Origin of the sequence: Halomarina salina, assembly GCF_023074835.1 — an archaeon.
Classification (GTDB): domain Archaea; phylum Halobacteriota; class Halobacteria; order Halobacteriales; family Haloarculaceae; genus Halomarina; species Halomarina salina.
This window is the reverse complement of record NZ_JALLGW010000001.1, coordinates 1,490,992-1,511,153: the sequence shown is the minus strand read 5'-3', so window position 1 is coordinate 1,511,153 and position 20,162 is coordinate 1,490,992. Positions and strand designations below refer to the sequence as shown.

The 20,162-nt window shown below is 65.9% G+C and carries 18 protein-coding genes; 12 read left to right on the top strand and 6 right to left on the bottom strand.

Translation table 11 applies throughout. From position 1 onward, the window contains the following. Nucleotides 1–19: 19 nt before the first annotated feature. The 3 genes from MX571_RS07625 to MX571_RS07615 are packed head-to-tail and all read right to left on the bottom strand — an operon-like array spanning nt 20 to nt 3,468. Nucleotides 20–1,132 carry a branched-chain amino acid ABC transporter permease gene (locus MX571_RS07625; protein WP_247415145.1) on the bottom strand — a complete coding sequence of 371 codons (1,113 nt, stop codon included), beginning with the start codon at nt 1,130–1,132 and terminating at the stop codon, nt 20–22. After that, nucleotides 1,129–2,067, bottom strand: a complete 939-nt coding sequence (locus MX571_RS07620; RefSeq protein WP_247415143.1) for a branched-chain amino acid ABC transporter permease — start codon at nt 2,065–2,067, stop codon at nt 1,129–1,131. The genes MX571_RS07625 and MX571_RS07620 overlap by 4 nt, the downstream gene beginning before the upstream one ends. Nucleotides 2,068–2,121: 54 nt before the next feature. Continuing rightward, nucleotides 2,122–3,468 carry an ABC transporter substrate-binding protein gene (locus MX571_RS07615; protein WP_247415141.1) on the bottom strand — a complete coding sequence of 449 codons (1,347 nt, stop codon included), beginning with the start codon at nt 3,466–3,468 and terminating at the stop codon, nt 2,122–2,124. Between the two features lie 109 nt (nt 3,469–3,577). Between MX571_RS07615 and MX571_RS07610 the strand changes: the two genes are divergently transcribed. After that, nucleotides 3,578–5,077 carry an FAD-dependent oxidoreductase gene (locus MX571_RS07610; protein ID WP_247415140.1) on the top strand — a complete coding sequence of 500 codons (1,500 nt, stop codon included), beginning with the start codon at nt 3,578–3,580 and terminating at the stop codon, nt 5,075–5,077. Next, complete coding sequence (locus MX571_RS07605) at nt 5,074–6,420, top strand: MmgE/PrpD family protein (protein WP_247415137.1); 1,347 nt, start codon at nt 5,074–5,076, stop codon at nt 6,418–6,420. The genes MX571_RS07610 and MX571_RS07605 overlap by 4 nt, the downstream gene beginning before the upstream one ends. 54 nt (nt 6,421–6,474) lie before the next feature. Here the strand turns inward: MX571_RS07605 and MX571_RS07600 are convergent, their stop codons facing one another. Further along, a complete protein-coding gene (locus MX571_RS07600; protein WP_247415135.1) occupies nt 6,475–7,242 on the bottom strand; it encodes an ABC transporter ATP-binding protein in 768 nt (255 codons plus the stop codon). Beyond that, on the bottom strand, nt 7,239–7,979 hold the full coding sequence (locus MX571_RS07595; RefSeq protein ID WP_247415133.1) for an ABC transporter ATP-binding protein: 741 nt from the start codon (nt 7,977–7,979) through the stop codon (nt 7,239–7,241). Before MX571_RS07595 ends, MX571_RS07600 begins: the two co-directional genes overlap by 4 nt. Before the next feature lie 110 nt (nt 7,980–8,089). On the opposite strand from MX571_RS07595, the gene MX571_RS07590 reads away from it, so the two are divergent. The 10 genes from MX571_RS07590 (at nt 8,090) to MX571_RS07545 (ending at nt 19,387) form a co-directional block, all read left to right on the top strand. Continuing rightward, nucleotides 8,090–8,863 carry an SDR family oxidoreductase gene (locus MX571_RS07590; RefSeq protein ID WP_247415131.1) on the top strand — a complete coding sequence of 258 codons (774 nt, stop codon included), beginning with the start codon at nt 8,090–8,092 and terminating at the stop codon, nt 8,861–8,863. 170 nt (nt 8,864–9,033) lie between these two features. Continuing rightward, complete coding sequence (locus tag MX571_RS07585) at nt 9,034–10,065, top strand: LLM class flavin-dependent oxidoreductase (RefSeq protein WP_247415129.1); 1,032 nt, start codon at nt 9,034–9,036, stop codon at nt 10,063–10,065. Nucleotides 10,066–10,185: 120 nt separating this feature from the next. Further along, nucleotides 10,186–10,854 (top strand): isochorismatase family protein, encoded by a 669-nt coding sequence (locus MX571_RS07580; protein ID WP_247415126.1) that lies wholly within the window; start codon nt 10,186–10,188, stop codon nt 10,852–10,854. Continuing rightward, nucleotides 10,851–12,242 (top strand): dihydroorotase, encoded by a 1,392-nt coding sequence (locus tag MX571_RS07575; protein WP_247415124.1) that lies wholly within the window; start codon nt 10,851–10,853, stop codon nt 12,240–12,242. The genes MX571_RS07580 and MX571_RS07575 overlap by 4 nt, the downstream gene beginning before the upstream one ends. Before the next feature lie 137 nt (nt 12,243–12,379). Continuing rightward, complete coding sequence (locus MX571_RS07570; protein WP_247415122.1) at nt 12,380–13,609, top strand: CaiB/BaiF CoA transferase family protein; 1,230 nt, start codon at nt 12,380–12,382, stop codon at nt 13,607–13,609. After that, entirely contained in the window at nt 13,610–14,557 is a 948-nt protein-coding gene (locus MX571_RS07565; RefSeq protein WP_247415120.1) for a hydroxymethylglutaryl-CoA lyase, read from the top strand. It begins immediately after the preceding gene. 58 nt (nt 14,558–14,615) lie between these two features. Continuing rightward, the gene (locus tag MX571_RS07560; RefSeq protein WP_247415118.1) at nt 14,616–15,941 is read left to right on the top strand and encodes a 3-isopropylmalate dehydratase large subunit; all 1,326 of its coding nucleotides are present in this window, start codon (nt 14,616–14,618) and stop codon (nt 15,939–15,941) included. Next, complete coding sequence (locus MX571_RS07555) at nt 15,938–16,450, top strand: LeuD/DmdB family oxidoreductase small subunit (RefSeq protein ID WP_247415115.1); 513 nt, start codon at nt 15,938–15,940, stop codon at nt 16,448–16,450. Before MX571_RS07560 ends, MX571_RS07555 begins: the two co-directional genes overlap by 4 nt. Before the next feature lie 140 nt (nt 16,451–16,590). Further along, the gene (locus MX571_RS07550) at nt 16,591–17,358 is read left to right on the top strand and encodes an SDR family NAD(P)-dependent oxidoreductase (protein WP_247415113.1); all 768 of its coding nucleotides are present in this window, start codon (nt 16,591–16,593) and stop codon (nt 17,356–17,358) included. 1,309 nt (nt 17,359–18,667) lie between these two features. Then, nucleotides 18,668–19,387, top strand: coding sequence for an AIM24 family protein (locus MX571_RS07545; RefSeq protein ID WP_247415112.1), 720 nt, complete (start codon nt 18,668–18,670; stop codon nt 19,385–19,387). A 292-nt stretch (nt 19,388–19,679) separates the two neighbouring features. Here MX571_RS07545 and MX571_RS07540 read toward each other — a convergent pair whose 3' ends face one another. Beyond that, nucleotides 19,680–20,159: a hypothetical protein gene (locus MX571_RS07540; protein ID WP_247415111.1), complete on the bottom strand. Its 480-nt coding sequence runs from the start codon at nt 20,157–20,159 to the stop codon at nt 19,680–19,682. Between the last annotated feature and the right edge of the window lie 3 nt (nt 20,160–20,162).

The following is a 20,162-nucleotide window of genomic DNA, read 5'->3' as shown; positions in this document are numbered from 1 at the left end:
CGACACGACACCGACTCGCTCAGTCGTCGGATGGAGCCCGTTCGTCGTTCGTCGCGCTGTCCCCGTCCTCGTCGTCGGAGCTGTCCCGGCCGAACACCCCGCCGAGGGAGACGAGGCCGTTCGGCAGTAACAGTGCGATGAGCACCAGTGCACCGCCGTAGACCACCGTGTCGAGGCCTGGCGTGTCCGGGAAGGAGAGACGCAGCGCCTCGCCGAGTGGGAAGACGACGAACGCGCCGAGAATCGTCCCGCCGACGCTCCCGATGCCACCGACGACCGACGGGAGGAGGATCTGGACGTTCCGATTGATGCCGAAGACGGTCGACGGGCGGATGATCTCGACGTACATACTCCAGAACGCGCCAGCCCACGCGGTGAAGAACGCAGAGGTACCGATGGCGAACATCTTGTAGCGGAACGGTGAGATGCCGAGACTCGCTGCCGCCTCCTCGTTCTCGCGAATCGCGAACAGGTAGAGCCCGTACTGCGAGCGCTTGATCAGCCAGGCGGCGACGGTCACCACCACCAGGAATCCGAAGATGACGTAGTAGTAGGACGTGGCATCCCGGAACTGCATCGCGATGAGACCGAACTCCGCACCGTAGTCGCTCGGGAACGGCCGGTAGATACCGACGGCCCCGCCGAGTTCACCCATGTTTCGGACGACGACCTGCAGGAGCAACGCGATGGCGAACGTCGCCAGCGCGAAGTAGTGACCCCGCAACCCGTAGCGGAAGTTCAGATACCCGACGAGGAGGCCGACCAGCGCGGCGACGACTCCCCCGACGAGGAGGCCGACCCAGGGGCTGATGCCGAACGTGACACTCAGCTTGCTCGTCGCGTACGCCCCCACGCCGAAGAACGCCGCGTGTCCGAACGAGAAGTAGCCGGTGTAGCCCGACATGATGTTCCACGCCTGGCCGGCCGTCGCGTACACCAGGGTCACGATGAGGATGTTGGTGCTGATGAACGACCCCAGGCCGATGCCGAACACGTAGACGTCGAGCAGCGGCGGCAACGCCGCGAGGATACCGAACACGACGAGTAGCTTCAGGACCGAGCCGTAGCGCCAGCCGTCGACCCGGTCGTAGACCGTCCGGATACTCCCGAGCGACGACTGCTCGGAACTCATCGTTCGACCTCCTCCTCACCGAACAGCCCGGTCGGTTTGAGGTAGAGCAACACGACGAACAGTCCGAATATCACGACCTGGTACACCGTCCCCGGGAGGTAATAGCTGCCGAACACCTCGATGAAGCCGATGATGATACCCCCGACGAGCGCGCCGGGAAACGACCCGAGACCGCCGAGGATGACGATGACGAACGCCGTCACGAGGTAGCTCTCACCCGCGAACGGGTCGAACGGCGAGAACAGCACGATAGCGCCGCCGCCGAGTCCTGCGAGCGCAGCACCGAGACCGAACGTGAGGTGGTCGACACGGGGGACGTCGACGCCCATGTACCAGGCGGCATCGCGATTGTCGGCCGTCGCTCGGAGGGCCCGCCCGAGTTTCGTGTAGTAGAGGAACCCCCAGCACGCGGCGATCGCGCCGACCGCGATGATGAGCGCGTACAGCTGGGCCTTCGGGATGAGCGCACCGAGAAACTGGTAGGAGCCCAACTGGAGCCCCAGTGACCGCGACTGGGCGCCGAACTGCATCTCGAGCAGTGCGACGATGATGAACGAGATACCCAGCGTGACGATGAACTGGTTCTCCGCGGGTTCCTCGATTATCGGTTCGATGGTCAGTACGCTCGCGACCACCCCGACCAGGAGCAAGAAGAGCGCACTGACCCCGATGGTGATGAACGGAGAGATACCGAACGTCGTCGCGACCCACCACGAGGAGAACATCCCCAGAACGAGAAACGACCCGTGTGCGAAGTTGACGATATCCATCACGCCGAAGATCATCGTGAGACCCAGTGCGGCCAGCGCGTAGATACCCCCCAGCAGGAGACCGAAGACCGCCAGCTGGAGTATCAGCGGGTCGAGCGCAGCCACGTCGCTCAGAAAGTCCTGGATCGGTCCAAGGAAGTCGCTCTGTAAGACAATGCGTAACATAGCTCTACGATGGGGGAAGGGCTATTTAATAGTTGCTCAACGGTCGACAGCGGCTCAGAACTGCGGACTCGACTGTGCGTACTCTTCGGGGTAGACGACGTCTGCCTCCCCCTCCTGAACCTGGAGCATGGGTGCCAGACTGTTCTCGTTCTCGCCGTCGTCGCGGAAGGTGACCGGTCCCATGGCAGCCGGGTGCTGTTCGACGGTGACCTGGCTGAGCGCGTCCCGAATCGCCGTCGGGTCGGTCGACCCGGCCTGTTCGATGGCGTTGGCGATCACGATGACCGCCGTGTAGCTCATCGAGGTGTGGATCACGTTGAGCGGGTCACCGAACTCCGACTCGTAGTCGGTGAAGATCGTCTCCGTCCAGTCGAGGTTGTGATCGAAGTCGTAGTTGTTGCCGAAGCCGCCGTCGACGAACGAACCGATCTCCGAGATGACCTGCTCGGACGTGAACGTCGGGGTCGAACAGCCGGTCAGGAGCGACGGGCGGTAGTCGACGTTCTGCAGGCCGTTCATCATCTTGATGCCACCGTTGCCGTAGCCCGTGAAGACGAGGGCGTCGGGGTCGTTCTGCTTCGCCTTCGTCGCCTCGGTGGAGAGGTTGCCCTGGTCGAACGCGTACGCGTCGGCGAACAGGACCTCCACGTCGTTCTCCGGAAGCTGGGCCTGGAGCGTCTCGGCGATGGACTGCCCGAACGCGTTGTCGAGGTAGACCAGCCCGGCCGTGTCCATCGTCGCCCCGTTCGCCCGTGCCATCTCCGGCATGAACGTCGCGTAGTTCTGGGCGAAACGGTCTGCGTTCGGGGAGACGCGGAAGCCGTATTCGAGCTGTCGGTCCTGGAGGATACGGTTGGCGACCGAGACGTCGATGACGTGCGGGACCTGCTCGCGTTCGGCGATCTGGGCCGCCGACAGCGTCACCGGCGAGGAGTAACAGCCCGTGATGGCGACCGCTCCGGCGTCGATGAGCTGCTGTTCGACCTCACCGCCCAGCTCCTGTGTCCCCTCGTTGTCGCCTCGTTCGAGCGCGAGCGTCGCCCCGTCGAGACTCGGGATTCCCCCCTCGTCGAACCCGGGCACGACGCCGCCCTGATTGACGTGAATCGTCGCGAGTTCGGCTCCGCGCGCCATCGCGGACCCGGCTCGCGACAGACTCCCCGAGAGCGGTTCGTTGGCACCGATGACGACCTCCTCGGCGCTCCCGCCGGTCGTGCCGGTGGTAGTGCCAGTGCCGTTGCCGCCACCGCCGCCACCACCGCCACCGCCACCGTTCCCCCCTTCCGTGGTAGTGGCGTCCTCTCCGCTCGCACACCCTGCTAACCCGGCGAGCCCCGCGGCGCCGAGGGCTGCGATGTACTGTCGCCTGCTGGTACTGCTATATTTGCTATCCCTTGACATGGACTTCTGTCCCATACCTCTCTGCGGAGACCACATAAATCTTGGTTTGGGATGGCTGCGGAGCTTCGGTTCCACTAACGCTTATGCGAGCGTGTCACAAGGTGCACGTATGTTCGTTCGAGACGTCGACCCGGAACTGGTCGACTGGGAAGCGGCGACGGAGTTCGCCGTCGTCGGTGGGGGCGGGTGTGGCCTCGCGGCAGCGGCGACAGCGGCCGTCCACGCCGACGTGGTACTCCTCGAGAAGGCCGACCGCATCGGCGGCAAAGCCAGAGTGGCGACCGGTCAGATCTGCGGTGTCGACTCGTCGCTCCAGCGAGAACGCGGCATCGACGACTCGGCCGAGGCGTTCTACGACGACCTCCTCGCCCAGCAGACGGAGTCGTCCGCCGACCAGTACACGCTCGATCGGACGCTCGTGACGACGGTCGCCGGGAACTCCGGTCGGACGCTCGACTGGCTACGGGAGGAGATCGGAGCCGACCTCACCCTCCACACCGGCCGGTTCGAGATGGCCGGCCACCGGGTCCACCGGACGCACTACCCCGTCCGCGACGACGGCGTCATCCCGCGGGCCGGAAAACCCGTCACCGACGCCCTCCACGAGGCGGCAGTGGAACGCGGCGTCGACGTCCGGACCGAGTTCCCCTGTGACCAGCTGCTCCGCGACGAGACGACTGGCGCGGTCATCGGCGTCGCCTCCAAGGAGAACCCGACCGCCGTCCCGCGCCGCCAGACCACCCACATGATTCGCGCCGACCACGTCCTCCTGGCCTGCGACGGGTTCGCGGCCAACCCGGAACTCATCGCCGAGCGCGTCCCGGAGATCGCCGGGCTCGACTACTGGGGCACCCGTGAGAACACCGGCGACGCGCTTCGAATCGCGGAGGAACTCGGGCTGCGACTCGACGAACCGCTGTACGACATGCACGGTCCGTTCACCGTCCCCGAAGGCGTCTACCTCCCGAACGAACTCGTCAAGGCCGGCGCTATCATCGTGAACGACGACGCCGAGCGGTTCATGGACTGCGGGAACGTCCCCTACCGGGTCATGGACATGCACCTCCTCGACCAGCCCGACGCGACGGGCTACATCGTCCTCGACGGGTCCATCGTCGACCTGTTCCTCGACGAACCGCTCACGAACCACCAGTTCTCCTTCCTGCTGGACGAGGACTGCTTCGACGTGGCCGACACCGTCGCGGAGGTCGCAGCCCGCTACGGTCTCGACGGCGACCGGCTCGGCTCCACCATCGCGACCGTCAACCGGGCGACCGACGACGCGGCCGACGTCCCGTACGGGCGTGCCTACCCTCACGAACTCACGCCGCCGTTCTACACGGCGAAGATACAGCCGATGTACGTCAAGGCGAGACAGGGTATCGTCGTCGACGAGCGGATGCGAGTCGTTCGCGACGACGGATCGGTCGTCGAGAACCTCTACGCCGGCGGCAACGCCGCCGAGAGCCTCGAAGGCGGTGACCCCAACGTCTACATCCCAGGGATGGACCTCATGACGGCGCTCACCGAGGGACACCTGGTCGGCGAGTTCGTGGCCGAGTCGGTCGCGGGTGACGCCGATTCGACCACGACAGAGGGCGACGCATGAGCGCCGAGACGGAACTGGCGACCTTCGCGGCCACTCTCTCGTTCGACGACGTTCTGGAACCAGTCCGTTCGCACGCCCGACTGGTGGTTGCGGACACCGTCGCAGCGATGGTCGGCGGCTCGACCGACCCCGACGTTCGGGGGTTCGTCGACGGTGCCTGCGAGCGGACACCGGGGTCGGCGACGGTCGTCGGACACGACGCGACGACGTCGCGCTATCTCGCCGCGTTCGCTGGCGGCGCGTCGGGGACGGTGCTCGAACTGGACGAGGGGCACAAGTACGCCGCCGGCCACCCCGCGATTCACGTCCTACCGGCGCTGCTCGCCGACTGGGAGGTCGACGACGGGTCCGGTGACGACCTCCTCGTCTCGTTCGTTGCCGGGTACGAGGCGGCCGCCCGGGCCGGTCGAGCCTGTCAGCCACTGGCGGAGGGCTACCACCCGCACGGCGTCTGGGGCCCGGTCGGCGCGGCGGTCGGCGTCGCGGTGAATCGCGGGTACGACGCCGCGACCGTCGAGCAGGCGGCTCGAATCGCCGCGAAGGACGCCCAGCACACGTTGATGGCCGCAGCCACGGAAGGGGCGACCGTTCGGCAGGCGTTCGCCGGGGGAGCGAACCTCTCGGGGCTCCTGGCCGCCGACCTCGCGGCTGCCGGGTTCTCGGGGGTCGACGACGGCATCGCGAGACACCTCGACCTCGCGGTCGAGGGGACGGTCGACCGCGACGCGCTCGGGGCCGACCTCGGTGAGCGGTGGGAGGTGACGCAGGGGTACTTCAAACGACACGCCGCCTGTCGGTACACCCACCCGACTATCGACGCGGTCGACGCGCTGCTGGAGAGCGGACTCGATCCGGCTACCGTCGATGGCGTCCGCGTCGAGACCTACCCCGCGGCGGCCGCGCTCACCGAGACCCGACCCAGCAGTGCGCTCCAGGCGAAGTTCTCGGTGCCGTTCGCCGTCGCGACGCGCCTCGTCCACGGCACCTCGGGAAAGCCGGCGTTCGTCGCCGACGCCATCGACGAACCGACGCTGGCACTCGCCGACCGCGTCGAGGTCGTCGCCACCGACGAGATGCGTGACCGGCTTCCCGACCAGCGCTCCGCACGAGTCACCGTGACGACGACCGATGGCTCGACGCGTTCGGAGAAGGTCGTTCACGCCGCCGGCGGTGCCGAACGGCCGTACGAGGAGAGCGTCGTCCGCGAGAAGTTCACCGACCTCGTCGGTCCCGTGCTGGGCACCGACTCCGCCAACGACCTGTGGGCCGCGACCCGAGAGGGTCCTGCGGATTCGACGACGCTCTTCGAACTGCTTCGATCCGGTGACGGAGAGTTAGGATAGCCGAGGAGGATCGCTACACCTCGTTCAGAGCGACGGTACAGAGGAATGAGGGAGTTACTTGATGCCGAGGTACAGTTCGATGAGTTCGTCCTCCTCGGCCAGGTCGGCGGGTGGCCCGTCGAACTGGGTGCGCCCCTGGGCGAGGATGTAGACGTGGTCGGCGACGCGGAGGGCCGTCTTGACGTTCTGCTCGACGAGGACGACCTGAACGCCCCTGTCGACGAGGGTACGGACCTGTTCCATCACGTCGTCGACGAGCGTCGGCGCGAGTCCTGCCGACGGTTCGTCGAGCAGGAACACGTCGGCTCCGGACACCATCGCTCGGGCGAAGCTCAGCATCATCTGCTGCCCGCCCGAGAGCGAGGTGGCCTTCGCAGCCGTCTTCTCCTCGAGGATAGGGAACGCCTCGTAGGCCTCATCCATCCGACGGCTGACGAGGTCGTCGTCGTCGACGGAGTGCCCACCCATGAGGAGGTTCTCTCGGACGGTCATCGACGGAAACAGCCCGCCGTCCTGCGGGACGGTGATGACGCCGGCGTCGACCATGTCGCTCGCGTTCGCGTCCGTCAGGTCCCGGTCGCCCATGCGCTTGCGTCCGCTCCACAGCGGTAGCTTGCCGCCCATCGCCTTGATGAGCGTCGACTTGCCCGAGCCGTTCGGTCCGAAGATGCAGGTCACCCCCTCGTGACTCTTCGCGGAGACGTCGTGGATGATCTCGTGATTGCCGTACCCGGTGACGACGTTCTCGACGACGAGTTGGTCGCTCGTCCCGGTCGTCGGGCGGTCCTCGGCGTCGGTCGTCGGGTCGGAGTCGGTGCTCATCCGAGCACCTCCTTCAGGTCGCTCTCGACGCCCAGATACGCGTCGCGGACTCGCGACTCCGCGGTCACTTCGTCGAACGTCCCCTCCGCGATGATTCTGCCCTGGTCGAACACCGTCACCGTGTCCGCGAACGCTCGAATGAGGTCCATGTCGTGCTCGACGATGACGAAGGTCGTCCCGCGGTCGTTCATCGCGATGAGTCGGTCGAGGATGCGGTCCTGGAGGGCGGGGTTGACGCCCGCTGTCGGCTCGTCGAGCATGATGCACTTCGGGTCGAGCATGAGGAGGCGGGCGAGTTCGAGGAGCTTCTGCTGCCCGCCGCTCATCTCGCTGGCCTCGTCGTCTGCGAGGTGAGCGATGTCGAGGAACTCCAGAATCTCGTCCGCCCGCTCGCGTTTGTCCTCGCTGACTCGCACCCCCTTCGAGTGGACCGCCAGCAGGTTCTGCCGGACGGTCAGGTTCTCGAACGGCGAGACGATCTGAAACGTCCGTGCCAGTCCCTTGCGTGCGATCTCGTGAGACGAACAGCCAGTGATGTCCTCGCCATCGAACGTGACCGTCCCCCCGTCGGCGGTGTAGAAGCCCGTGACCGTGTTGAAGAACGTCGACTTTCCGCTGCCGTTCGGTCCGATGATTCCCCGGACCTCGCCCGCGTCGACGGTGAGTGAGATGCCGTCGTTCGCGACGAGAGCGCCGAACGTCTTCTCCAGGTCGGTGGTCTCCAGAAGCGGTGCCATTGACACGGCAGATGTGAGGTACCAACTTAAGCGTTGGTACGCCCTCGCACACGGCACTCCGGACGGTCGCGGGGCGAAACGGTCAACCCATCACACTGCGACGTGGTCGCATGGACCACCTACTCGACGGCCAGACCGCGGTCGTCACCGGTGCCACGAGTGGAATCGGTCGGGCTATCGCCACACGGTTCGCCGAACAGGGCGCAGACGTCGTCGTCGCAGACCTGCGCGAGCAGCCACGAGAGACGGGTCGCCCCACACACGAGTACATCCGCGAGGAGACCGACCGCCGGGCGACGTTCGTCGAGTGCGACGTGCGTGACCCGGCGGCGCTCGAACGGGCGGTCGCAGCGGCCGACGCGTTCGGCGAGATAGACGTCATGGTGAACAACGCCGGCGTCTTCCACGCCGAGTCGTTCCTGACGGCCGAGGAGGCGGAGTTCGACCGCGTGTTCGAGACGAACGTGAAGGGGACGTACTTCGGGTCGCAGGCCGCCGCGCGACGGCTGGTCGAGCAGGGGCAGGGAAGCATCGTGAACCTCTCGTCGACGGCGGGGCTGTACGGGGTCGGTGACTACGTCGCCTACTCGGCGTCGAAGGGAGCGATTCGGCTCATGACGTACGCACTGGCCGACGGACTCGGCCCGAGTGGCGTCCGGGCGAACGTCATCCACCCCGGCGTCATCGAGACGGCGATGACTCGTGAGGACAGCGAGGTCATCGACACGGCAGCGGGGGAGGCCTTCAGAGAACGCGTTCCGCTCGACGCGTTCGGTCGGCCAGAGGATGTCGCCGACGCGGCGCTGTACCTCGCGAGCGACCTGGCGAGCTACGTCACGGGGGAGTCGCTGGTCGTCGACGGCGGCGTTCACTCGACGGGGTGACCGAGCGACGACGTTCGGAGGTTCGACTGGCGGGACGAGGAGGAGCGAGACCGTCGAGAGCGACCGTCGGAGTGGTTCACTCGCGAGTGGCCGGGCGGCGCGACAGCTTTACCACGCCGAGGCGTGCAACTCCATGACATGGTCGAGACGAGACCGCTGATGAGTGAACGATGGGCGTACCGAGTGAGCATCCGGGGACTGGCGTGACGAGCGACCGGAAGCGAACGGGGGTGTTGTTCGCGCTCCGCGACGACCCGGAGCAGGTCGTTCGCGCGGAGGAGTTGGGGTACGACTCCGTCTGGGCGGCCGAGGGGCAGGGGAAGACAGCGTTCGGTAAACTGGAGCGGTGGGCGGTCCACACGGACGAGATCGGTCTGGCGACGGGTATCGTCAACGTGTTCTCCCGGACGCCGGCCGCGCTGGCGGCCGCGGCGGCGACGCTCGACGAGCATTCGGGTGGCCGTGCCATCCTCGGCCTCGGCGTCGCTCACCCGGGAGTCGTCGAGACGTTCCACGGCGTCGAGTTCGACCGACCGCTCGCACGACTCCACGAGTACGTCGAACTCGTCCGGCGATACCTCCGAGGCGAGGCCGAGGGGTTCGAGGGAGAGTTCTACAGCCCGGACCGGACCAGCTTCTGGGAGGCGTTCGAACCCGAGCGGTCGTCGATTCCCATCTACAACGGGGCGCTCGGGCCGGGCAACGTCAGACTGACGGGCGAGGTGGCCGACGGGTGGCTGCCGAACCTCTACCCACCGTCGCGGTTCGAGGAGGCGACGGGGTGGCTCGCCGAGGGGGCGAGCCGCGCCGACCGCGACCCGGCTGATATCGACGTGGCCATGTACGTCCTCACGGCGGTCCACGACGACCCGACCGTCGCCTACGAGGCCGCCGCGAACCACGTGGCGTACTACCTCCGCGACATCCCCGGATACTACGCCCGCGTCGCCGAGGAGGCCGGGTTCGGCGACGAGGTCGAGGCCGCCCGCGAGGCAGAGACGACCGAAGCCGCCGCGGGCCAACTCTCCGAGTCGTTTCTCGATGTCGTCGGCCTCGTCGGAACGCCGACGACCGCGCGCGACGAACTGGAAGAGCTTCGTGCACTGGGCGTCGACCTGCCTATCGTCCGGACGCCGTCCGGGACCGACGACGAGTGGGTCGAGCGTACCCTGGAGACCTTCGCGCCGGAGCGGTCCGGATAGCGGAGCAGGGGGTCGAGGTCGCCGTAGTGGGTCGGCCGCACTCGACCACGAGAACCCGACCCATCGCGGCAGGAGTGACGAAAATTTATGCCAGTGGGCACCGCAGCCGTGTGTGAGACAATGACAGAGCGAATCTGGGAGGACCTGCTCTCCGAGCGGGACGAGGCCGTCATCACGGCGGCCGGGTACGACAAGGAGGGAGCGTCCTCGTGGGAGTCACGAGGGCTCGGTGAGAACCCGCTGGTACTGGTCATCGACATGCAGCGACTCATCGTCGGCGACGACGTCCCGATCCTCGATGCAGTCGAGGAGTACCGGACGGCGATGGGGGAGATCGCCTGGGACGCCATCGACCACATCGACCCGTTCCTCGACTTCGCGCGCGACGAGGGACTCCGGGTCGTGTACAGTCGGGTCGTGCCGTCGAGTTACGACGACCCGGACCACCCCGACCTCGACATCGTCGACCCCGTCGCGCCCGAGGAGGGCGAGACGGTCATCGACAAGACGTACGCGAGCGTCTTCTTCGACACCGAGCTGGACGACCTGTTGACCGAGGGGGAGCACGACTCGCTCATCGTCGTCGGGAACTCGACCAGCGGGTGCGTCCGGGCGACGGTCGTCGACGCCACCCAGCACGGGTACGGCGTCGTTCTACCCCAGGAGTGTCTCTTCGACCGTATCGAGGCGTCGCACAAGATCGGCCTCCTCGACATGTGGATGAAGTACGCCGAGGTCCTGGAGACCGAGGAGGTCCGCGAGTACGTCGAGACACTGGAGGAACCATGACCCACGACCTCGTCGTCAGGAACGGTACCGTCGTCACGCCGGAACACGGGACGTTCGAGGCGGACGTCGCGGCGACGGACGGTCTCATCAGCGCAATCGCCAGTCCGGGGAGCGTCGAGGGCGACCGCGAGATCGACGCGGACGGCAAGCACGTCCTCCCAGGAGCCATCGACCCACACACGCACCACGGCATCTACCGCACGCTGGCGGAGGACGCCGAGAGCGAATCCCAGTCGGACCTCGTCGGTGGCGTGACCACCATCGGGAATTACTTCCGGCGACCGGGGTCGTACGAGGAGATAATGGGTGAGTACTTCGAGCAGGCCGAACCCAACTACTACCACGACTACTTCTTCTCGCTGGGACTGCTGTCGTTCGAGCACGTCGAGGAGATCCCCTACATCGTCGACGAGCTGGGCATCACCACGTTCAAGTGGTACATGAACTACAAGTACAGCGCCGCCGAGAAGTTCGGCGTCGACTGCGAGATGCGCGACGACTTCGGTGACGCGTTCATCCAGGCGCTCGCCGACCAGGACGTCCCGACGACGCTGGGCTACCACTCCGAGAACGTCGAGATAACGAACTCGCTCGGCGACAACCCGTACCTCGAGACGGAGCTGGATGACGACCAGGAGTACCGCGACTACGACGCCCTCGTCGAGCAGTTCCCGGGGTACGCCGAGGCCCAGAGCATGATCTCCGGGGCGGCGCTGGCCCGCCAGCACGACTACGGCGAGAACTTCTACGCCGTCCACGTCTCCTCCGGCCAGACCGCGGACGAACTCGCGACGCTCAAGGACGCCGGCTGGGGGCTCACCGGCGAGACCTGCACGCATTACCTGACGCTCACGAGCGAGGAAGCCGACGAACGTCACAACGTCAACCCACCGGTCCGCTCCGCGGAAGACCGCGAGACGCTCTGGGAGCGGGTCGCCGACGGGACCATCTCCTGCATCGGTACGGACCACTGCTGTAACATGGCCGAGGAGAAGATCGGCCAGGACGTCCCCGACAGCCTCCCCGGATTCCCGAGTACGGCGACGATGCTCCCACTGATACTCTCGGAGGGCGTCAACGAGGGCCGCATCTCGCTGGAGCGTGCCGTCGAGGTGACGTCGACCAACACGGCGAAGGCGTTCAACCTCTATCCGAAGAAAGGCACCGTCAGGGTGGGCAGCGACGCCGACCTCGCCGTCGTCGACCTCGACGAGAAAAGGGAGGTGACGCCCGAACTACTGAAGAGTGCCGCCGATTACTCCCCGTACGACGGCCGGGAGGTGACGGGGTGGCCGACCCACACCGTCGTGAAGGGCCAGGTGGCCTACGAGCACGGTGAGATCGTCGGCGACGCCGGCCACGGAACGCACATCGACCGCCCCATCTGAGCGACAACAGCACGGACCCCGTCGACCGATCGAAGACGACGACGCCAACCGATGCACCACATCACATCACACACGCAGTCTGCTGCCGCCGGAGCCGCTCCGCGAGTAGCCTGCCACGACGCGAGGAGGAGTACCGTATGAACGGAATCGAGACGACGATGGACGAAGATGCAGCGCACGGACCGCTCGAAGGCCTGACGGTCGTCGAAGCGGGGACGATGATCTCCGCGGGGACGGTCGGCCGATTCCTCGCCGATTTCGGTGCGACCGTCATCAAGGTCGAACATCCAGCGACGGGAGACCACCTGCGCCAGTTCGGCCCCCAGAAGGACGGGACCGGTCTCTGGTGGAAGTACCTGGGCCGGAACAAGCGCTCGGTCACGCTGAACCTCGGCGTCGAGGCGGGACAGGTCGTCTTCGAGGACCTCGTCTCGGAGGCTGACGTCCTCGTCGAGAACTTCCGGCCCGGAACGCTCGAACGGTGGAACCTCGGCTACGAGCGCCTCTCGGAGCTGAATCCGGACCTCGTCATGTGCCGGCTCTCGGGGTTCGGACAGACCGGCCCCTATGCGGAGCGGCCCGGGTTCGGGACGCTCGCGGAGGCGATGAGCGGGTTCGCGTATCTCAACGGCTACCCCGACCGGGAGCCCCTGCTGCCGCCGACGGGGCTCGCCGACGGCGTCGCCGCCCTGTTCTCGACGTTCGCCATCATGTTCGCGCTGTACCACCGCGAGGTCCACGACGGCGGCGGTCAGTACATCGACACGAGCCTCACCGAGCCCATCTTCTCGCTGCTCGGTCCACAGCCCCTGCGCTACGACCAGCTGGATACGGTCGAGGAGCGGTCCGGTAACCGCTCGACGTCGTCGGCACCGCGGAACGTCTACCCGACGGGCGACGACCGGTACGTCGCCATCTCGGCGAGCGCCCAACCGACCGCGATGCGGGTGTTCGACGCCATCGACCGACCGGACCTGAAAGACGACGAGCGGTTCGCCGACAACGAGGCTCGTCTCGACAACGTGGACGAACTCGACCGTATCATCCAGGAGTGGATGGACGACCACACGCGCGAGGAGGTGCTGGAGGCGTTCAACGACGCGGACGCCACCATCGCCCCCATCTACAACGTCGAGGACATCTTCGAGGACGAACAGTACCGCGCCCGAGACGCCCTCGTCACCGTCGACGACGACGAACTCGGCGACGCGACGGTGCAGAACGCCTTCCCGAAGTTCAGCGAGACGCCGGGTGAGGTTCGGCACCTGGGCCCGAGCCTGGGCGAACACAACGAACCCGTCTACGGCGGGCTCCTGGGGTACGACGACGCGACTATCGCCGACCTCGTCGACGAGGAGGTGATCTGAGTGGCGCTCGACCTCCCGGAGGACGTCACGCTCGTCGAGATGCTCCCGCGCGACGGGTTCCAGCGGCTCGACGAGTTCGTCCCGACCGACGAGAAAGTCGACATCATCGACCGCCTCTCCTCGACCGGCGTCGACGAGATCGAGATAACCTCGTTCACACACCCCGACGCCGTCCCGACGCTCCGGGACGCCGACGAGGTGGCCGCACGTATCGACCGGAACCCAGACACGACCTACCGGGCGCTCGTGCCCAACGCGGTCGGCATGGAACGGGCGCTCGACGCGGACGTCGACAAGGTGAACGCGCTCATCACGGTCAGCGAGAGCTACAGTCGGAAGAACCAGAACATGACGGTCGACGACATCCTGGAGGAGGTAGACGCTATCGTCGACCTCGCCGACGGGACCGACGTGACCGTCGAGGCCGGCATCGGCACGAGTTTCTACTGCCCGTACGAGGGCCGCATCGACCCCGCAGCGACCGAACGGGTCGTCGAACGGGCGGTCGAGGCAGGCGTCGACGAGGTGACGCTGGCGACCACGATGGGACTGGCCAACCCCGTTCAGGTCACCGACCTGTTCTCGACGATCATGGAGCGCTGGCCGGACACGACGTACGGACTGCACCTCCACGACACGAACGGGATGAGCCTCGCCAACACGCTCGCTGCGATGCAGGCCGGGGTCGACCGGTTCGACAGTTCGGTCTGTGGCCTCGGTGGAGGGGTCGTGCTTCCAGAGGGGATGGCGGGAGTCGGCAACACGCCGACCGAGGACCTCGTCCAGATGCTCACGGCGATGGGTATCGAGACGAGCGCCGACCCCGACCGGGTCGAGGCGGTCGCTCACCACGTCAGCGAGGCACTCGGGCTGGGCGCGACGAGTCACGTGCTCATGGGCGGTACCGTGGAGCGCGTGCTGGAGACAGTCGAGGAGGCGAACGATTGATGACTCCCCACACACTATCTCGCCCGTTGGCCGGCCGGAACACGGCTACGATTCGACCATGACTGGGAAGACCTTCGCGGAAAAACAGCTCTCGGAGAAGTCCGGGCGTGACGTTCGTGCTGGCGACTACGTCGAGGCGGACATCGACGTGGCGATGGCCCACGACATCACGGGACCGCTAGCGTTTCGAACGTTCGACGAGGTGACCGACGGCGAGGGGTCGCTGTTCGCGCCCGAGCAGACGGTGTTCACGATAGACCATCACGCCCCCGCCGACGGGGTCCAGGCGGCGAACAACCACAACGCGCTCCGGGAGTTCGCCGCCGAACACGGTGCCCACCAGTACGACGTCGGCGACGGCATCTGCCACCAGGTCCTCGTCGAGGAGGGCCACGTCGGACCGGGCGACCTCGTCATCGGTGCCGACTCCCACTCGACGTCCTACGGCGGGTTGGGCGCGTTCGGGACCGGCGTCGGGTCGACAGACCTCGGGACGGCGCTGGCGACCGGCGAACTCTGGTTTCGCGTCCCCGAGACGAAGCGCTTCGAGGTCGAGGGTGACCTCCCGGACGCCGTCTACGCCAAGGACCTCATCCTGAAGTTCATCGGCGACGTCGGGTTCGCGGGCTGTACGTACATGGCGGCCGAGTACGGCGGGAGCACTATCGAGGACCTCCCGATTCACGAGCGGTTCGTCCTGACGAACATGGCCATCGAGATGGGCGGCAAGGCCGGCATCGTCGAACCCGACGAGCGGACCGCGCGATACCTCGAAGCCGAGACCGGCAGTCCACCGGACATCGACGTCGAGGACCCCGCGTTGCACTCGGATTCGGACGCCGAGTACGAGGCCGTCCACCGCTATCGTGCGGAGGAGATCGCCCCGCAGGTGTCGGTCCCGTCGAACCCGGAGAACGCCGTCGACATCGGCGAGGTCGAGGGGACGGCGGTCGACCAGCTGTTCGTCGGAACCTGCACGAACGGCCGATTCGAGGACATGCAGGTCGTCGCCGACATCATCGAGGGCGAAGAACTCCCACCGGACGTGCGGATGGTCGTCGTCCCCGCGTCGGGCGCCGTCTACCAGAAGATGCTCGAAACGGGGGTCCTGACGACATTCGTCGACGCCGGTGCGGTCGTCCAGAGCGCCGGGTGTGGACCCTGCGCGGGCTACCACCAGGGCGTCCTCGGGGACGGCGACGTCTGTCTCGCGACCGCGAACCGCAACTTCCCCGGTCGCGAGGGGTCGATGGACTCCGAGGTGTATCTGGCCAGTCCGGCGACGGTCGGCGCCTCGGCACTGTACGGTGAGATTACAGACCCGCGCCGTGTCGAGACGAAGCGGTTCGACGACGTGGCACTCGCCCAGGGGGCTCGGCCATGACCGACGATGCACAGGACCCGTCGAAGCCCGCCCGTGCGTGGGTGTTCGGCGACGACATCGACACCGACCAGATCATCCCGTCGCGGTTCATCGTCTCCAGCGAGGCCGGAGAGCTAGCCGAGCACACCTTCGAGGACCTCCGTCCGGCGTTCTCCCGGGAGGTACAACCAGGAGCGTTCGTCGTCGGTGGCGAGAACTTCGGCAGCGGGTCGTCGCGCGAACAGGCCCCGCTCTCGCTCGTCGGGGCCGGTGTCGCGGGAGTGGTCGCGGAGTCGTTCGCCCGCATCTTCTTCCGGAACGCGATCAATCTCGGCCTCCCGGTCCTCATCAGCCCGGAGGCAGGACGCATCCGGGACGGCGACGACATCCACATGGAGCTCGCGACCGGGACCATCGTCAATCACACGCGGGACGAGGAGTACGAGGCGGAGTCACTGCCGGAGTTCCTCCAGTCCATCGTCGAACAGGGCGGACTGAAACCCTACACGCGCGCCAAGTTGCAGGGATAAGCGCGAGCGCCGGACTCCGTGGCTCGGCCCCCGCGGTTCGTCACCGCTGCTGTGACTCCTCACGACTCCCACGGCTGCAGACCGCAGACCGACGAGCCTCCCAAAGCTTTCGACCGCTCGCCGCGCTGGTACCGTCGAGGATGCACATCGATCTCTCCGACCGGACAGCTATCGTCACTGGTGGAAGCGCGGGCATCGGTCGCGGCATCGCGACGACGCTCGCCGAATCGAACGCTCGGGTCGTCGTCGCCGACGTCACGCGCGACCCCCCGACCGACGCCGACCGGACGACCGTCGAGCGCATCAGCGCCGAGGGAGGAGACGCGGAGTTCGTCGAGACGGACGTCGCGGACGGCGACGACGTCGCCGAACTCGTCGAGACGACCGTCGACACCTACGGCGGTCTCGACGTGCTCGTCAACAACGCCGGCATCTCCCACGAGGGGTCGGTGGTGGAGACCGACCCCGAGGAGTGGCAGGCGGTACTCGACACCAACCTGACGGGGGTCTACAACGGTGCACACCACGCCGTCGAGTATCTGAAGGAGAGTCCTGCGCCGCGCATCGTCAACGTGGCGTCGCAACTCGCGTTCGTCGCCCAGCGCCGGAAGCCGGCGTACGTCGCGTCGAAGGGCGGCGTCGTATCGTTGACGCGGTCGCTCGCGCTCGACTACGCCGACGTGCCGATTCAGGTCAACGCAGTCTGCCCAGGCGTGGTAGAAACGGAACTGACCCGAGACGCGCTCGCCGACGAACAGCGCCGGGAAGCGTTCGAGTCGCAGACGCCACTCCCCTATCTGGGCACCCCAGCGGATATCGGTGCGATGACGACGTTCCTGGCGTCGGATTACGCCCGCTTCGTCACCGGCCAGTCGTTCGTCGTCGATGGGGGATACCTCGCGCAGTGACCCGCTCGGCGCACCGACGCGTGACCCCCACGGCACCGCTGCACCGGTCGGGATACTGGAGGCGTCGTTCACCGCCTCTCGCCGGGGGGAATCCTCGGGGGCGTGGAACGTGTCGCTGAGCACTGCCACCCAGTCGGTACCTCCAATCGACCGCTGCTTCGTTCTTCTGTCTCAGCGGTTCGAATCACGGTGAGGTATTCACCACTCAGCGATGTCCCTGGGTGACGACTCCCCACGTCGGAGACGCTCAGAACTGAGGCGTGGTGGTCCTCCCCGGCCTCCGAATCGACAGTACCCAGGCTTTGTGTTCATAAATAGTTGCTCGCTTGCTTCGCAGAGCGAGATGAGTCGGTCGCTATCGGCGATCGCGTCATGGATGGAGTCGGGCGGCCGGGTCGTCGCGGTAGCGGCATTCGCACTCTTGGCACCGATGGCCACGATTGGCTCCAGGGGTAGAGTACTGTCTGAGAGGTGTCGGAACGTGTTCAGCAGCCAATCGACGACCCGTTCGTCGGCTTCAACGAGCAGTTGCTCGCCGGTGCGGTTCGAGACGAGCGTCGGCAGTACGCACCACCGAATCCGGAAGTGAATCTTTTAGGACGAATTCGAACTTCCGATGGTCAAGTCGGAAATAGAAGAGCGTATATACTGTCGAACGTCTCGTTTCGATTTTAACTGTCTCATATCGTGAATTTATGGACTGTGCGCCCCTCGTGCATTCGATACGTTCCACGAACGGCCGGCTGCACCGCCGACTTCACCTGCACTCTTCTCTCTGTAGTCGCGAGAGTCCTCCGACGCCCCAGTCATAAACCAGGAGAATACTGGGAAGAAACTTCTAAAGTTGTCATCTCCGGGCAGACCGGGGTACCATCGAGGGGGGTGACACGTCGGGGTTCGACAGATGACAGTCGGCAATCAGGCCACTCCAGTTCGGTTATCGAGTCGGCGAGCGCGGTGGGAGCGTGAGCGCTCGATAGTGCGGCGGTGGGCGACTCCACGGCTTCGAGGAGGAGGTCGGCGACCGGTCGAACACGCTGTTCACGGCGTGAACACGGGTCGATAGTCGACTATAATTGGTCTCCCCCTCCCCTGTCACTATCCGCCCTACGTGACAGTCGATCGGGGGAGCGGTCCGCTCCGACCGGTGGGTAGTCACGGGAGCGGCGGAGTGAACTATGAGACACGCGACACTCTCGATGGCCGTAACGGACGGAACTGCACCCACAGGACGAGCGGCCGAGTCGACACCGGGCAGGGCCCGGACAGAGCCGCGGGCGAGTTCGGTCGCCGACGTGGAGGGGTGCGAATGAACCTCGACGAGTTCGTGGCGTCGCACGAACCCCGCGAGACCGTCGAAACGTTCGAACTGGAGAGTTCGAAGCTCCTCGACGTCGACCTGGACGGGAGCGTCATGTGCAAGGCGGGGTCGATGATCGGCTACACCGGCGACATCGCCTTCGAACGCAAGTCCGCCAGCAGCGGCCTCACTGGCATGCTCAAGCGAAAGGTGACGGGCGAAGGCGGCGTGATGATGCAGGCGTCGGGAGCCGGGCACCTCTATCTCGCCGACCAGGGCAAGGAGGTCCAGATTCTCTCCCTCGACGCCGACGACGAGATCAGCGTGAACGGGAACGACGTCCTCGCGTTCGAAGACACCGTGGGCTGGGAGATCAAGATGCTGAACTCCATCGCTGGTGCGTCCTCCGGTGGACTGTTCAACGTCTACCTCAGCGGACCGGGCCACATCGCCATCACGACCCACGGCGAACCGCTCGTCGTGCCGACGCCGGTCCGGACCGACCCGAACGCGACGGTCGCCTGGAGTGCGAACGTCTCCCCGAGTGCGAACCACGACCTGAACGTCAAGAGCTTCCTCGGGCGCTCGTCGGGTGAGACGTTCCAGCTGGAGTTCGCCACCCCCGACGGGTTCGTCCTCCTCCAACCCTACGAGGAGGCCAACCCCGACGAGGGCGGCGACGGCGGCCACGGCGAGAGTGGCGGCCTCAACGTCAACGACTTCCTCTAACTCGGGGAGGTAGGTGAGATCGGCCTCCCTGATAAGGCGATGATGTCCTCACCACACAGAGCCTCTGGAGGGAAAGTATTAGAGATGGAATAAATTCTGCATCCCATTACTTCAAAGAATGCAATATTACAGTCGGGGAAAGAATCACGACGACGTTGATCGATGGGATCGCTCCAGTAGGGTGGTTAGCACCGACAGTCGGACTCTCATCTCTCGTCGCTCACCTACGCCCTGTTGGCGATGTTCTTCGGGATCCCATTCTCAAAGGAGTCGACTAGTCTGCGTGAACCGACTACGGGTCTGTCGGGTCCCGAATCCAACTATAACATCTGTAGGACTCGGGTGGCTTGTCGTCTGTGAGCATCGACAGTGGAATGAACCCCGTCTTCCCACGCGCACCGGTTTTTCGGCTCGTTGGGTCGTCCGATACGAACATCGCTTTGGCCTTCAGTCCGAACTCGACAGAAAGCGTCCCGCGATGGTTCTCGTCGGGGTCGAACTGCATCCTGACGTCGCCGGTCCCGACGCCAAACGTCACGTGACCATCCGGCGACTCGACGGCGACGTCGTGGCTCTCTAGCCCGTCCGCGAGGTCACGAAGCCACGAGACCATCTCCTCTCTCTTCATCCCCTGTGTGAGGTCGAACCCGCCGTCGGCATCGATTTCCCCTTCTTCGAAGACGAATTCGGGATAGTTGAGTTTCTCTGGTGGGAGGGCCTCCTCAGCAGGCTCTATCGAACCTTCTGTGGCCTCTGAATCGTCGTTATTCATCGC

Bases quoted from the DNA above. Each gene is read 5' to 3' on its own strand.
- MX571_RS07625 (WP_247415145.1), bottom strand. From the start codon at position 1,132: ATGAGTTCCGAGCAGTCGTCGCTCGGGAGTATCCGGACGGTCTACGAC.
- MX571_RS07620 (WP_247415143.1), bottom strand. From the start codon at position 2,067: ATGTTACGCATTGTCTTACAGAGCGACTTCCTTGGACCGATCCAGGAC.
- MX571_RS07615 (WP_247415141.1), bottom strand. From the start codon at position 3,468: ATGTCAAGGGATAGCAAATATAGCAGTACCAGCAGGCGACAGTACATC.
- MX571_RS07610 (WP_247415140.1), top strand. From the start codon at position 3,578: ATGTTCGTTCGAGACGTCGACCCGGAACTGGTCGACTGGGAAGCGGCG.
- MX571_RS07605 (WP_247415137.1), top strand. From the start codon at position 5,074: ATGAGCGCCGAGACGGAACTGGCGACCTTCGCGGCCACTCTCTCGTTC.
- MX571_RS07600 (WP_247415135.1), bottom strand. From the start codon at position 7,242: ATGAGCACCGACTCCGACCCGACGACCGACGCCGAGGACCGCCCGACG.
- MX571_RS07595 (WP_247415133.1), bottom strand. From the start codon at position 7,979: ATGGCACCGCTTCTGGAGACCACCGACCTGGAGAAGACGTTCGGCGCT.
- MX571_RS07590 (WP_247415131.1), top strand. From the start codon at position 8,090: ATGGACCACCTACTCGACGGCCAGACCGCGGTCGTCACCGGTGCCACG.
- MX571_RS07585 (WP_247415129.1), top strand. From the start codon at position 9,034: ATGGGCGTACCGAGTGAGCATCCGGGGACTGGCGTGACGAGCGACCGG.
- MX571_RS07580 (WP_247415126.1), top strand. From the start codon at position 10,186: ATGACAGAGCGAATCTGGGAGGACCTGCTCTCCGAGCGGGACGAGGCC.
- MX571_RS07575 (WP_247415124.1), top strand. From the start codon at position 10,851: ATGACCCACGACCTCGTCGTCAGGAACGGTACCGTCGTCACGCCGGAA.
- MX571_RS07570 (WP_247415122.1), top strand. From the start codon at position 12,380: ATGAACGGAATCGAGACGACGATGGACGAAGATGCAGCGCACGGACCG.
- MX571_RS07560 (WP_247415118.1), top strand. From the start codon at position 14,616: ATGACTGGGAAGACCTTCGCGGAAAAACAGCTCTCGGAGAAGTCCGGG.
- MX571_RS07555 (WP_247415115.1), top strand. From the start codon at position 15,938: ATGACCGACGATGCACAGGACCCGTCGAAGCCCGCCCGTGCGTGGGTG.
- MX571_RS07550 (WP_247415113.1), top strand. From the start codon at position 16,591: ATGCACATCGATCTCTCCGACCGGACAGCTATCGTCACTGGTGGAAGC.
- MX571_RS07545 (WP_247415112.1), top strand. From the start codon at position 18,668: ATGAACCTCGACGAGTTCGTGGCGTCGCACGAACCCCGCGAGACCGTC.
- MX571_RS07540 (WP_247415111.1), bottom strand. From the start codon at position 20,159: ATGAATAACGACGATTCAGAGGCCACAGAAGGTTCGATAGAGCCTGCT.